The sequence below is a fragment of the Caballeronia sp. BCC1704 genome (assembly GCF_902833455.1).
Taxonomy (GTDB): Bacteria; Pseudomonadota; Gammaproteobacteria; order Burkholderiales; family Burkholderiaceae; genus Caballeronia.
Genome location: NZ_CADFFT010000001.1, coordinates 764,194 through 776,744, shown reverse-complemented (window position 1 = coordinate 776,744; position 12,551 = coordinate 764,194). Strand labels below are relative to the sequence as shown.

The window sequence follows — 12,551 nt, the reverse complement described above, 5'->3', positions numbered from 1 at the left end:
TAGAGCGCGGCGTAGTGCATATTTATCGAGAAAGTGGAAAGCAACCAAAAACTACAAAGCCGCAATAAAAAACCGCGCCTCTTTCGAGAGCGCGGTTCGAATCAATCACAAAGCCGGAGCGGTTTAATTCACCGCCACCGGCATATCCAGCTTTTTAACGCCCGGCAAATCGCAAGCGGCGATGGCATCGGAGATGGCGTCGATTGCCGGCATCCGCGTGAAACTCTTTCGCCAAGCGAGGACCACGCGCCGGTCCGGCACCGGTTCGTCGAACGGAACGTAACTGAGCAGGCCGGAGTCGATGCCCGGCGCGTGCGGCTTCACTTCCATGACCGACATGCGCGGCAGCACCGTGATGCCGACGCCGCTCGCGACCATATGCCGGATCGTTTCCAGCGAGGAACCTTCGAACGTCTTCTGAATGCCGTCGGCGTTTTGCGAGAAGCGCATCAGTTCCGGACAGACGCCGAGCACATGATCGCGGAAGCAATGACCGCTGCCGAGCAGCAGCATGGTTTCCTGCTTCAGATCGTCCGGGTCGATCTTGCTGCGGTTCTCCCACGCGTGGCCGGAAGGCATCGCGACGACGAACGGCTCGTCGTAGAGCGCGCGCACCATCAGCCCCGTTTCGGGAAACGGCAGCGCCATGATCGCGACGTCGATCTCGCCTTGCTTCAGAAGCTCGATCAGCTTGAGCGTGTAGTTCTCCTGCAGCATCAGCGGCATCTGCGGGACGGATTTGATCATCTGCTTGACGAGCGTCGGCAGCAGATACGGCCCGATGGTGTAGATGACGCCCAGACGCAGCGGCCCGACGAGCGGATCCTTGCCCTGCTTGGCGATTTCCTTGATGGCGAGCGTCTGTTCGAGCACGCGCTGCGCCTGCGTGACGATCTGCTCGCCGATCGGCGTGACGCTGACCTCGCTCGTGCCGCGCTCGAAGATCTGCACGTTCAGCTCGTCTTCGAGCTTCTTGATTGCCACCGACAGCGTCGGCTGGCTGACGAAGCATGCCTCGGCGGCGCGGCCGAAGTGCCGCTCGCGCGCCACCGCGACGATGTACTTCAATTCAGTGAGCGTCATTGGGGACCAATGGAAGACATGGGTTCAATAGGTTTGAGTTATACACCCGCGAATGCCGGTTCGACAACTCGTCGATATCCGGCGCGCGCGGATGACCGCGAATCACTCGGGAATCACTCGCGAATCAAATAGGGACCGACGAAACGCCGGCAAGTTCGCGGCCTATGCCTTCAGATACTGCTCGCGTGCGCCGAGCCATCGCGCGAGATGCCGCTCGACGGCCTCAGGGAACGCGTCGAGCATCTGTTGGGCCGCCTCGCGCGCAGGCTCGATCAGCCAGCCGTCCTGTTCCAGGCTCGCGAAGCGCAGCATGGCCTCGCCCGACTGACGCGCGCCCAAAAACTCGCCGGGACCGCGTATTTCCAGATCGCGGCGCGCGATCTCGAAGCCGTCGGTGGTTTCGCGCATCGTCTGCAAACGAGCGCGCGCCGTCTGCGAGAGCGGATTCGAATACATCAGCACGCACACGGACGCCGCGCTGCCCCGCCCCACGCGCCCGCGCAACTGATGCAACTGCGCAAGGCCGAAGCGCTCGGCGTGCTCGATCACCATCAGCGACGCGTTCGGGACGTCGACGCCGACTTCGATCACGGTGGTCGCGACGAGCAACTGCACTTCGTTGCGCGAAAAGGCGTCCATGACCGCGGCTTTCTCGGCAGGCGCGAGCCGCCCGTGAACCAGCCCGACGCGCAGTTCGGGCAGCGCGGCAACGAGCGTCTCGTACGTCTCGACGGCCGTCTGCAACTGCAAGGTCTCGCTTTCCTCGATCAGCGGGCACACCCAGTAGACCTGCCGCCCGGTCAGCGCCGCCTCGCGCACGCGGCCGATGATTTCGTCGCGCCGGCCGTCCGACACGACTTTGGTGAGAATCGGCGTGCGGCCCGGCGGCAATTCGTCGATGGTGGATACGTCGAGGTCGGCGTAGTACGTCATCGCGAGCGTGCGGGGAATGGGCGTCGCGGACATCATCAGTTGATGCGGCTGGAAGTCGCGCGCGCCGTCGGACGCGTTCTGCGCCTTCGCGCGCAACGCGAGCCGTTGCGCAACGCCGAAGCGATGCTGCTCGTCCACGATCACGAGGCCGAGACGCGCGAATTCCACGGTGTCCTGAATGATCGCGTGCGTGCCGATAACGAGTTGCGCCGTCCCGAGCGCCGCCGCCTCGCTCGCGGCGCGCTTTTCCTTCGCCTTCAGACTGCCGGCGAGCCACGCCACCGACACGCCGAGCGGCTCCAGCCAGCCGCGCAGCTTGCGCGCGTGCTGTTCGGCGAGGATTTCGGTCGGCGCCATCAGCGCGGCCTGATAACCAGCGTCGATGGCCTGCGCCGCCGCGAGCGCCGCCACGATGGTCTTGCCGCTGCCGACATCGCCCTGAAGCAGACGCTGCATCGGATGCGCGAGCGTCAGTTCGCCCGCGATTTCCGCGACCACGCGCTCCTGCGCACCGGTCAGCCTGAACGGCAGCGCATGCAACAGACGCGCGACCAGCGAATCGGCATCGCTGGCGGTCCGGCGCGGCATCGCGGGCGCGGCGCGCGTGCGGCGCTCGGCGTGCGCGCGCTTGAGCGATAGCTGCTGCGCGAGCAATTCCTCGAACTTGATGCGCGTCCACGCCGGATGCGTGCCGTCGATGAGCGCGGTTTCGTCCGAATCCGCCCGCGGATGATGCAGCGTCTTCACCGCGTCGAGCAGGCCCGGCAGATTCAGCGGCGCGAGATGGGCGCGCGCCACCGGGTCCGGCAATAGCTCCGGCAACGAGACGCGGGTGAGCGCGTTGTCGATGGCCTTGCGCAGATACGCCTGCGAGATGCCCGCCGTCGACGGATAAACGGGCGTGAGCGCCTGCGGCAGCGGCGTATCGCCATCGACCGGGCGCACCGCCGGATGCACCATCTCCAGCCCGAAGAAGCCGCCTCGCACGTCGCCGCGCACGCGCAGCCGCGTGCCGATCGCCATTTGCTTGACTTGCGAGCCGTAGAAGTTGAGAAAACGCAGCGTGAGTTCGTCGCCGGCGTCGTCGTGAATCTTGACGAGCAACTGCCTTCGCGGCCGATAGGCAATCTCGTTGTCGAACACGATGCCTTCCGTCTGCGCGATGTCGCCGGGAATCAGTTCTGCGATCGGCGTGAGCGAGGTTTCGTCCTCGTAGCGCATCGGCAGATGCAGGACCAGGTCGATGTCCGACTTGAGGCCGAGCTTCGCGAGCTTGTCCGCCGTCTTGACGACGGGCTTTGCCTTCTTCGCCGCGTCGTCGCCGGCTTTGGCGCGCTTGGCCGCCGGCGCGGCTGCGAGCGCGGCGCCAGGTTCGGCGCTGGAAAGCGCATCGGCCGGGGATGACAGGCGACGGTCGGACAAGGGCATCTAATCTCTTCGCAAGTACAATGTGAGGTTTGTTCGGCGCTGGTGCCTTGTTTCAGCTTCGTTCGCACGACTTCAAGCCATGTTCACGCTTTCCGATTTCGATTTTAATCTGCCGCCCGAGCTGATCGCGCAGAGCGCGCTCGCCGAGCGCAGCGCGAGCCGCCTGCTCGAAGTGGACAACCGCGCCTCGCCGGCCACGCTCGTCGACCGGCGCTTTTCCGAACTGCCCGACTTGATTCAGCCGGGCGACCTGCTCGTCTTCAACGATACCAAAGTCCTGAAGGCGCGGTTCTTCGGCCAGAAGGCCAGTGGCGGCCGCGTGGAAGTGCTGATCGAGCGCCTGACCGGCGCGACCACGGCGCTCGCCCAGATCCGCGCGAGCAAGAGTCCGACGGCGGGCAGCACGATCAAGCTCGCGGACGCATTCGACGTGACCGTCGGCGAGCGCGTCGAGCCGTTCTACACGCTGCATTTTCCGGCCGATTGCCTGACGCTCATCGAGCAATACGGGCGCTTGCCGCTGCCGCCGTACATTGAGCACGACGCCGACGCCTACGACGAATCGCGCTACCAGACCGTTTATGCCGCGAATCCCGGCGCGGTGGCCGCGCCCACGGCGGGCCTCCATTTCGACGACGCGCTCTTTGCCCGGCTGGATGCGCGCGGCGTCGAACGCGCGACGCTCACGCTGCACGTCGGCGCGGGCACGTTCCAGCCGGTGCGCGTCGACAACATCGCCGAGCACAAGATGCATAGCGAGTGGTACGCGCTGCCGCAGTCGCTCGTGGATCGCATCGCGGCCGTGAAGGCGCGCGGCAATCGCGTGATCGCCGTCGGCACTACCTCGATGCGCGCGCTCGAAGCCGCCGCCCGCGACGCCGCCGAGGCCGGCCGCCCGCTCGCCGCGACCAGCGCGGAAACCGACATCTTCATCACGCCGGGCTACGAATTCCGCATCGTCGACCGGCTGATCACCAACTTCCATCTGCCGAAATCGACGCTGATGATGCTCGTCTCCGCGTTCGCCGGCATGGAGACGATCCGCGAGGCGTACCGTCACGCGATCGAGGCGCGTTACCGCTTTTTCAGCTACGGCGACGCGATGCTGCTCACGCGCGCCTAATTTTTCAACCCGACGCGCCGGACTGTTCTCCGGTAGCACAGGAACCTACATGACCGAGAATCACACCCCGCCGGACAACGGCCTCAAGTTCGAACTGCTGACGACCGACGGCCAGGCGCGCCGCGGCCGCCTCACGCTCAATCACGGCGTCATCGAAACGCCGATTTTCATGCCGGTCGGCACGTACGGCACCGTGAAGGCGATCCAGCCGCGCGAACTCGAAGAAATCCGCGCGCAGATCATCCTCGGCAACACGTTTCACCTTTGGCTGCGCCCGGGACTGGAGACGATCGGCGCGCACGGCGGGCTGCATCGCTTCATGGGCTGGGACCGGCCTATTCTCACCGATTCCGGCGGCTTCCAGGTGTTTTCGCTCGGTGATCTGCGCAAGATCACCGAAGATGGCGTCACGTTCGCGTCGCCGATCAACGGCGACCGGCTGTTCCTGTCGCCCGAAGTGTCGATGCAGATCCAGAAGGTGCTGAACTCGGACATCGTCATGCAGTTCGACGAATGCACGCCGTACGCGACCAACGGCGTGCCGACCTCGCACCAGGAAGCCGCCGATTCGATGCGCATGTCGATGCGCTGGGCGAAGCGTTCCATCGACGAATTCAGGGGGCTCGACAATCCGAATGCGCTGTTCGGCATCGTGCAGGGCGGCATGTTCGAAGACCTGCGCGACGAATCGCTGGCCGGACTCGCGGACATCGGCTTTCACGGTTTTGCGATCGGCGGGCTGTCGGTCGGCGAGCCGAAGGAAGACATGATGCGCGTCCTGAACCACATCGGGCCGAAACTGCCTGCCGACAAGCCGCATTACCTGATGGGCGTCGGCACGCCGGAGGATCTCGTGGCGGGCGTGGCGGCGGGCGTCGACATGTTCGATTGCGTGATGCCCACGCGCAATGCACGCAACGGCTGGCTTTTCACGCGTTTCGGTGATCTGAAGATCAAGAACGCGACGCACAAGAATTCGATGAAACCGCTCGACGAAAGCTGCGGCTGCTACACGTGCCGCAACTTCACGCGGGCGTATCTGCATCATTTGCATCGCGTGGGCGAAATTCTCGGCGCGCAGTTGAACACCATCCACAACCTGCACTACTACCTGCAATTGATCGGCGAAGTGCGCGAGTCGATCGAAAATCACAGCTTCGAGGCGCTCCGCAAGACCTTCGCGGAAAACCGGGCGCGCGGGGTCGACTAACTTACGCCAGCCGTTGCGCCGCTCGCATTACAATTACCTTTCTAACGCTCGCCCGAACGGCCCGCGCGCGGGCCTAACGGCTTGATGCCAAAGCGCATTCCGGCGTCTTGCCGGCATGGGCGAGTGGTAGAATGTCGGGCTAATTTCCAAGCCGGTTTTTGAATCGCAATTTCGACGTATTTTCGACGTATAACGGAGAGACCAACGTGTCGTTCATTTCGAATGCCTTTGCACAAGGCGCCACCGCGGGCAGCGCGGAATCGAGCCTGATGAGCTTCCTGCCCCTGATCCTGATGTTCGCGGTGCTGTATTTCATCATGATTCGTCCGCAGATGAAGCGTCAGAAGGAGCATCGCAACATGCTGGCCGCCATGGCCAAGGGCGACGAAGTGGTGACCAACGGCGGTATCGTCGGCAAGGTGACGAAGGTGTCGGAAGCGTATGTCGGCGTCGAAATCGCCGAAGGCACGGAAATCACCGTGCAGAAGGCCTCCGTCACGACTATTCTCCCCAAGGGCACCATCAAGTCGCTGTAAGGCCAGATTCTTTCGCGTCCGGCGCGGCCTCGCTCCGAGCCCTCCGAGTCACACGAGTCACTCAACCGGCTCGTCGCGCATAACGCCGGACGCCCTCTCCCCCGAAGCCAACTTTCTGTTCGGCCATCCCCATGAATCGTTATCCCCTTTGGAAGTATGTCGTGATGCTGGTGGCGCTCGTCATCGGTCTCGTGTACACGCTCCCCAATTTCTTCGGCGAAGCGCCCGCCGTGCAGGTGTCGAGCGGCAAGGCGACCGTCAAGCTGGATTCGTCCACGCTCGCAAATGTGGAAGGCGCGCTCGCCGCGAGCCACATCACGGCGGACGAAGTCACGTTCGACAATTCGCAGACCAACGCGAACATTCGCGTGCGCCTGAAGGACACCGACACGCAGTTGCGCGTGAAGGACCTGCTGACCAAAACGCTTAACAGCGACCCGACCGATCCGCAATACATCGTCGCGCTGAATCTGCAGAGTGCCTCGCCGCGCTGGCTGACGGCCCTGCACGCGCTGCCGATGTACCTCGGTCTCGACTTGCGCGGCGGCGTGCACTTCCTGCTTCAGGTGGACATGGCCGGCGCGCTGAACAAGAAGCTCGATTCCGACGCAGCCGACGCCCGCACTTATCTGCGCGATCGCAACATTCGCGATGGCGGCGTGAATCGCGTGGGGCAATCGGTCGTCGTGAATTTCTCGGATCAGGCGGTCGCGGACAACGCGCGCAACCTGCTTTCCACGGGCGTTTCCGAGTTGCAATGGACGACGCGCCAGAGCGGCGACGGCGTTCAGGTGGTCGGCACGTTCTCGGCGGGCACGCAGAAGACCGTGGAAGACGGCGCGCTCAAGCAGAACATCACGACGCTGCATAACCGCGTGAACGAGCTCGGCGTCGCGGAGCCGGTGATTCAGCAACAGGGCGCGGACCGCATCGTGGTCGAGCTGCCGGGCGTGCAGGACACGGCGAAAGCGAAGGACATCATCGGCCGCACCGCGACGCTCGAAGCGCGCCTCGCCGACCCGGTGAACACATACGCCTCGGGCCCGAACGATCCCGTTCCTCCCGGCGACGAGGCGTTCAAGCAAGGCGACCGCACCGTGTTTCTGCGCAAGCAGGTGATTTTCACGGGCGACCGCATCATCGACGCGTCCGCCGGCTTCGACGATCATCAGCGCCCGTCCGTGAACATCCGTCTGGATTCGGCCGGCGGGCGCGCGGTGGGCGCGGTTTCGCGCGACAACATCGGCAAGCCGATGGCCATGGTGCTGTTCGAAAAGGGCAAGGGCGAAGTGCTGACGGTCGCGACCATCCAGTCCGAACTCGGCGACCGCTTCCAGATTACCGGCCAGCCGACGCCGCAAGCCGCCACCGACCTCGCGCTGCTCCTGCGCGCCGGCTCGCTCGCGGCGCCGATGGACATCATCGAGGAACGCACGGTCGGCCCGAGCCTCGGCGCGGACAACATCAAGAAGGGCTTCGATTCGGTCACGTACGGTTTCGCCGCGATCGCCGTCTTCATGATCGTGTATTACCTGCTGTTCGGCCTGATCTCGATGCTCTCGCTGTCCGTGAACCTGCTGCTGCTCGTCGCGATTCTCTCGATGCTGCAGGCCACGCTGACGCTGCCGGGCATTGCCGCTATCGCGCTCGCGCTCGGTATGGCGATCGACGCGAACGTGCTGATCAACGAACGTATCCGCGAAGAACTGCGCAACGGCGCGCCGCCGCAGACCGCGATTCAGGAAGGCTTCAAGCACGCCTGGGCGACGATTCTCGATTCGAACGTCACCACGCTGATTGCCGGTCTCGCGCTGCTTGCGTTCGGCTCGGGTCCGGTGCGCGGCTTCGCGGTCGTGCACTGTATCGGCATTCTGACGTCGATGTTCTCGGCCGTGTTCTTCTCGCGCGGTCTCGTGAACCTGTGGTACGGCGGCAAGAAGAAGCTGAAGTCGCTGGCGATCGGCCAAGTGTGGCGTCCGGAAGGCGCGAGCGCCGAATCGGCCGCTGCGGCATATCTCGCGGCGCAGCAGGGCGACGAAGCGGTCGCCGAGGAAGGCGTGCCTGCCGCCCGCAGCAAGGCCAAGGCGCGCGCCGCCGCCGCGCCGCGCGCGAGCGCTCAGACGGCCCCGCGCACCGGCAAGCCGACCGTGCGCCGCCGCTCGGGCCCCGGCATCGATCAACAGAAACCGGGCCAGTCCGTTAAGCCCTGAGCCCCGGAGAAACGAAACATGGAATTCTTCCGCATTCGCCGCGACTTGCCGCTGATGCAGCGCGCGTTGATCTTCAACGCGATCTCGCTCATCACGTTCCTCGCGGCTGTCTTTTTCCTCGTGCATCGCGGGCTGCATCTGTCGGTCGAGTTCACCGGCGGAACGGTCATCGAAGTGCAGTATCCGCAGGCCGTGCCGCTCGAACCGGTGCGCGCCACCATGGCGAAGCTCGGTTACGGCGACGCGCAAGTGCAGAACTTCGGCACCTCGCGCGACGTGCTGATCCGCTTGCCGCTCAAGCAGGGCCTCACCTCCGCGCAGCAGAGCGATCAGGTAATGAGCGCGCTCAAGTCGAACGACGCGCAAGTCAGCTTGCAGCGCGTGGAGTTCGTCGGGCCGCAGGTCGGCAAGGAGCTCGTCACCAACGGGCTCGCCGCGCTCGCGTGCGTGGTGATCGGCATTGTGATCTACCTGTCGTTCCGCTTCGAGTGGAAGTACGCGGTGGCGGGCATCATCGCGAACCTGCACGACGTGGTGATCATTCTCGGCTTCTTCGCCTACTTCCAGTGGGAGTTCTCGCTCTCGGTGCTGGCGGCGATTCTCGCGGTGCTCGGCTATTCGGTGAACGAGTCGGTCGTTATCTTCGACCGGATTCGCGAGACGTTCCGCAAGCAGCGCAAGATGACGGTGATCGAAGTCATCAACCACGCGATCACGAGCACCATGTCGCGGACCATCATCACGCACGGCTGTACCGAAATGATGGTGCTCTCGATGTTCTTCTTCGGCGGTCCGACGCTGCACTACTTCGCGCTCGCGCTGACCGTGGGTATTCTGTTCGGTATCTATTCGTCGGTGTTCGTTGCCGCCGCGCTCGCCATGTGGTTCGGCGTCAAGCGTGAAGATCTGATCAAGGACAAGAAGGACAAGTACGATCCGAACGACCCGAACGCGGGCGCTCAGGTTTAACGCTTCTTTTCAGCGCAAAAGCAAAGGGCCGGTCTCGATGACCGGCCCTTTTCGTTTCTCTCGCGCGATGCGCCGAAACTTACTGCTTCACGCCTTCAGCCTGGATATGCAGCACCGTCTTCAAGCTGAAGCCGTACGACTTGCCGTAGTCCATGCCGAAGTCGCCGCGATCGAAGGTCGCCGTCGCTTCCGTGCCGCAGACTTCCTTCTTCATCATCGGGTTCACGAAGCACTTGAAGCTCTCAATCTTCAGGTTCAGCGGCTTGGTCACGCCGTGCATCGTCAGCGTGCCGACCACTTCAGACGGCTTGTCGCCGTCGAACTTGATCGACGTGCCCTTGTACACGGCCGTCGGGTACTTGGCGGCATCGAAGAACTCGGGCTTTTGCAGATGCTCGTCGAGCTTGGCGTTGCCCGTGTTGATCGACGTTACGTCGATGGTCACGTCCACCGTGCCGGTCTTCGCCGCGCGGTCGAGCACCACGGTGCCGCTGCTCTTGTTGAACTTGCCGCGCCACGTCGACACGCCGCCGAAGTGGTCCGCCTCGAAGCTCGGATACGTGTGGTTCGGGTCGAGCTGGTACGTGTCAGCGGCCATCGCGCTGAAGGACAGGCCGGCTGCGAGCATGCCGGCGGCGATCATCGAAAGCTTGTTCAAGTGCTTCTCCTGACTGAATGAGCGTTGAATCTAGGTTGTTGAACGAAACGGCCGCCGCTTACTTCTTCGCGGCGACGATATGAAACTTGATGACGACATCGTCCGCGACCACCGACGTGTCCTTCCACTCGCCCGTGCCCACGTCGAATTGCGTGCGCTTGATCGGCAGCGCGCCATCGAAGGTTTCGGTCGCGCCCTGCTGCGTGATGGTGACGGGCACCGTGACCGTCTGCGACTTGCCCTTGATCGTGATCTTGCCGGTGACCTTGTACTGATTGCCGCCCGCCGGCGCAATGGCGCTCGAAACGAACGTGGCGGTCGGATACGTCGCGCTGTCGAACCATTCCTTGCCGCGCACCTGCTTGTTGTAGTCGTCGTCGCCGAGATCGTAGCTGCCGGTGTCGATGGTGATGTTCGCGCTGCCCGCCGCAGGCTTCGCAGGATCGAACGAAATCTGCGCGTTGAACTTGTTGAACTTGCCGTCGGTGGGCACGTTCATTTGCTTGGACGTGGCGATGACCGAGCTCTTCGCCATGTCCACTTGCGCTTGCGCGCCCGCCGCCGTGGCGAGCGATGCCGCGGCCACCGCCGCCAGCATCCAACCATTGAGTTTCAGTTTCATGTGTGCCTTTTTTGACGTATCGACGAGCAACCGGTATTGAAAATCAAAAGCATGCGGGAACCAACAACGAGCCGGACATGCGTTGCCAACGGCGAGGAAACAATCGGACGTTGCGCCTCGCTTACTTGATAAACGGCAGCATGCGGCCGAGCAAGCCGTCGCGATCGACGAAATGATGCTTGAGCGCCGCGAGCACGTGCATGGCGACGAGCACCAGCAGGCCGTAGTTCAGCGCCACATGGACGATGCGCAGCGTGGCCTTGAGCGCCTTGTCCGGCCCGATGATCGTCGGCAGCGGCAACACGCCGAGATAGACGACCTGCAAGCCCGCCGCCGAGCTGTACAGATAGCCCGATGCGGGAATCACGATCATCAGCACGTAGAGCAGAATATGCGTGACGTGCGCCGCGCCCTGCTGCCAGCGCGGCATGCCGGCCGGCATGGCGGGCGCGCGATGCGTCATGCGCCACACGAGCCGCAGCGCCGCGAGCACGAACACGGTCACGCCAATCCACTTGTGCCACGAAAAGTACTTGAGCTTGGTCGGGGTGAAGCCGGGAATGTCGGTCATGATCCAGCCGAGATAGAACCCGCCCACGATCAAGAGCGCGATGAGCCAGTGAAACGCGATCGCCGTCGCGCCGTATCGCTCGGCCGAACTGGCTTGCGAGATGCCAACACTGCTTTCCATGATGCTGATGTCCTGAATATGCGTAATGTGCGTCCGGTGCGTCTGGCTGATGCACGCGCCGCCATGCTACCCGAACAACGGCGAAATGCCATCACACGCGCCGAGGCTTCCCGGCCAGGCTCCGGGCCAGCACTGGCGCGGCTTTGCGGCCGTTTTCGAGCGATGTACCGCATCCATGCAACGAACTATTCTGCGCATGCAACGGTCGATGCCTGCGGGCGCGGCCAGAAGTGAACGGAACCGTCGGCCAGTTTATTCCGCGCCGGGGTCTCGCTTGCTTGGCGCCTGCCGTATCGTCGCGCGTCATCGGTCTTTGATACCATGCTGCTACCGTGCGCGCTGGCCCGGGACTTGCTCTTTCTGCCCCGGGCCGATCTTGCGGCGCCCCACGAACACGCATGAGAAGGCCCGGCATCGACTATGAATGTGAACGATTCAGAAGAACTGATCGCATGTCACGAATGCGACGCGCTCTTCAGAAAGCGCGCGTTGCCCGAACATAGCACCGCGAACTGTCCGCGCTGCGGCGCGCGACTCTACCGCGGCATGACATCCAACCTCGACCGCATCTGCGCGACGACGCTCGCCGCGCTCATCACCTTCGTCATCGCGCAGGCGTTTCCCATCGTCGAGCTCGACGCGAACGGCATCACCTCGCAGACGACGCTCATCGGCGCGATCATCGCGCTCTGGGGCGAGCACATGGAATTCGTCGCGGTGCTCGTGTTTTGCGCGACCATCCTGTTTCCGCTTTGCGAACTGATCGCGCTGCTGTACGTGCTGATGCCCGTGCGCGCCGGTTACGTGCCGCCGGGTTTCAACGTCACCTTGCGCGCGATTCAGTTCGTGCGGCCGTGGGGCATGATCGAAGTGTTCATGCTCGGCGTGCTCGTCACGCTCGTGAAGATGCTGAGCGTCGCGCGCGTGATTCCCGAAGCCGCGCTCTTCGCATTCGGCGCGCTCACGCTGATGGTGGCAGTCGTCGTCAGTTTCGATCCGCGCTCGCTCTGGGATATCGCGGGGCAGCTTCCCCGGCGCGGGCGGCGCGTGGCCGTCGCGCCGCCCGCGAGGCAGAAATCGTGACCGAC

General features: G+C 63.7%; 11 protein-coding genes. 6 read left to right on the top strand and 5 right to left on the bottom strand.

The window, feature by feature from the left end:
• Positions 1-123: 123 nt before the first annotated feature.
• Together HWX53_RS03670 and recG are read right to left on the bottom strand one after the other, a co-directional pair.
• Positions 124-1,083, bottom strand: a complete 960-nt coding sequence (locus HWX53_RS03670) for a hydrogen peroxide-inducible genes activator (protein WP_175939478.1) — start codon at positions 1,081-1,083, stop codon at positions 124-126.
• Positions 1,084-1,245: 162 nt separating this feature from the next.
• Positions 1,246-3,444: an ATP-dependent DNA helicase RecG gene (recG, locus tag HWX53_RS03665; protein ID WP_175939477.1), complete on the bottom strand. Its 2,199-nt coding sequence runs from the start codon at positions 3,442-3,444 to the stop codon at positions 1,246-1,248.
• 79 nt (positions 3,445-3,523) lie between these two features.
• On the opposite strand from recG, the gene queA reads away from it, so the two are divergent.
• The 5 genes from queA to secF all read left to right on the top strand — a co-directional run bounded on the left by queA (position 3,524) and on the right by secF (position 9,492).
• Positions 3,524-4,567 (top strand): tRNA preQ1(34) S-adenosylmethionine ribosyltransferase-isomerase QueA, encoded by a 1,044-nt coding sequence (queA, locus tag HWX53_RS03660; protein WP_175939476.1) that lies wholly within the window; start codon positions 3,524-3,526, stop codon positions 4,565-4,567.
• Between the two features lie 49 nt (positions 4,568-4,616).
• Positions 4,617-5,777 carry a tRNA guanosine(34) transglycosylase Tgt gene (gene tgt, locus HWX53_RS03655; protein WP_175939475.1) on the top strand — a complete coding sequence of 387 codons (1,161 nt, stop codon included), beginning with the start codon at positions 4,617-4,619 and terminating at the stop codon, positions 5,775-5,777.
• A gap of 206 nt (positions 5,778-5,983) precedes the next feature.
• On the top strand, positions 5,984-6,313 hold the full coding sequence (yajC, locus tag HWX53_RS03650; RefSeq protein WP_159835259.1) for a preprotein translocase subunit YajC: 330 nt from the start codon (positions 5,984-5,986) through the stop codon (positions 6,311-6,313).
• Between the two features lie 131 nt (positions 6,314-6,444).
• Positions 6,445-8,523: a protein translocase subunit SecD gene (secD, locus tag HWX53_RS03645; RefSeq protein WP_175939474.1), complete on the top strand. Its 2,079-nt coding sequence runs from the start codon at positions 6,445-6,447 to the stop codon at positions 8,521-8,523.
• A gap of 18 nt (positions 8,524-8,541) precedes the next feature.
• Positions 8,542-9,492, top strand: a complete 951-nt coding sequence (secF, locus tag HWX53_RS03640; protein ID WP_175939473.1) for a protein translocase subunit SecF — start codon at positions 8,542-8,544, stop codon at positions 9,490-9,492.
• 79 nt (positions 9,493-9,571) lie between these two features.
• Here the strand turns inward: secF and HWX53_RS03635 are convergent, their stop codons facing one another.
• From HWX53_RS03635 to HWX53_RS03625, 3 genes are all read right to left on the bottom strand, one after another.
• Positions 9,572-10,150 carry a YceI family protein gene (locus HWX53_RS03635; RefSeq protein ID WP_175939472.1) on the bottom strand — a complete coding sequence of 193 codons (579 nt, stop codon included), beginning with the start codon at positions 10,148-10,150 and terminating at the stop codon, positions 9,572-9,574.
• 58 nt (positions 10,151-10,208) lie between these two features.
• The gene (locus HWX53_RS03630; RefSeq protein ID WP_175939471.1) at positions 10,209-10,772 is read right to left on the bottom strand and encodes a YceI family protein; all 564 of its coding nucleotides are present in this window, start codon (positions 10,770-10,772) and stop codon (positions 10,209-10,211) included.
• A gap of 121 nt (positions 10,773-10,893) precedes the next feature.
• Positions 10,894-11,463 (bottom strand): cytochrome b, encoded by a 570-nt coding sequence (locus tag HWX53_RS03625; protein ID WP_175939470.1) that lies wholly within the window; start codon positions 11,461-11,463, stop codon positions 10,894-10,896.
• A gap of 420 nt (positions 11,464-11,883) precedes the next feature.
• Between HWX53_RS03625 and HWX53_RS03620 the strand changes: the two genes are divergently transcribed.
• Positions 11,884-12,546 carry a paraquat-inducible protein A gene (locus HWX53_RS03620; RefSeq protein WP_175939469.1) on the top strand — a complete coding sequence of 221 codons (663 nt, stop codon included), beginning with the start codon at positions 11,884-11,886 and terminating at the stop codon, positions 12,544-12,546.
• The last annotated feature ends 5 nt before the right edge of the window (positions 12,547-12,551 follow it).

Coding starts and splice junctions, on each gene's coding strand:
- HWX53_RS03670 (WP_175939478.1), bottom strand. CDS start 1,083: ATGACGCTCACTGAATTGAAGTACATCGTCGCGGTGGCGCGCGAGCGG.
- recG (WP_175939477.1), bottom strand. CDS start 3,444: ATGCCCTTGTCCGACCGTCGCCTGTCATCCCCGGCCGATGCGCTTTCC.
- queA (WP_175939476.1), top strand. CDS start 3,524: ATGTTCACGCTTTCCGATTTCGATTTTAATCTGCCGCCCGAGCTGATC.
- tgt (WP_175939475.1), top strand. CDS start 4,617: ATGACCGAGAATCACACCCCGCCGGACAACGGCCTCAAGTTCGAACTG.
- secD (WP_175939474.1), top strand. CDS start 6,445: ATGAATCGTTATCCCCTTTGGAAGTATGTCGTGATGCTGGTGGCGCTC.
- secF (WP_175939473.1), top strand. CDS start 8,542: ATGGAATTCTTCCGCATTCGCCGCGACTTGCCGCTGATGCAGCGCGCG.
- HWX53_RS03630 (WP_175939471.1), bottom strand. CDS start 10,772: ATGAAACTGAAACTCAATGGTTGGATGCTGGCGGCGGTGGCCGCGGCA.
- HWX53_RS03625 (WP_175939470.1), bottom strand. CDS start 11,463: ATGGAAAGCAGTGTTGGCATCTCGCAAGCCAGTTCGGCCGAGCGATAC.
- HWX53_RS03620 (WP_175939469.1), top strand. CDS start 11,884: ATGAATGTGAACGATTCAGAAGAACTGATCGCATGTCACGAATGCGAC.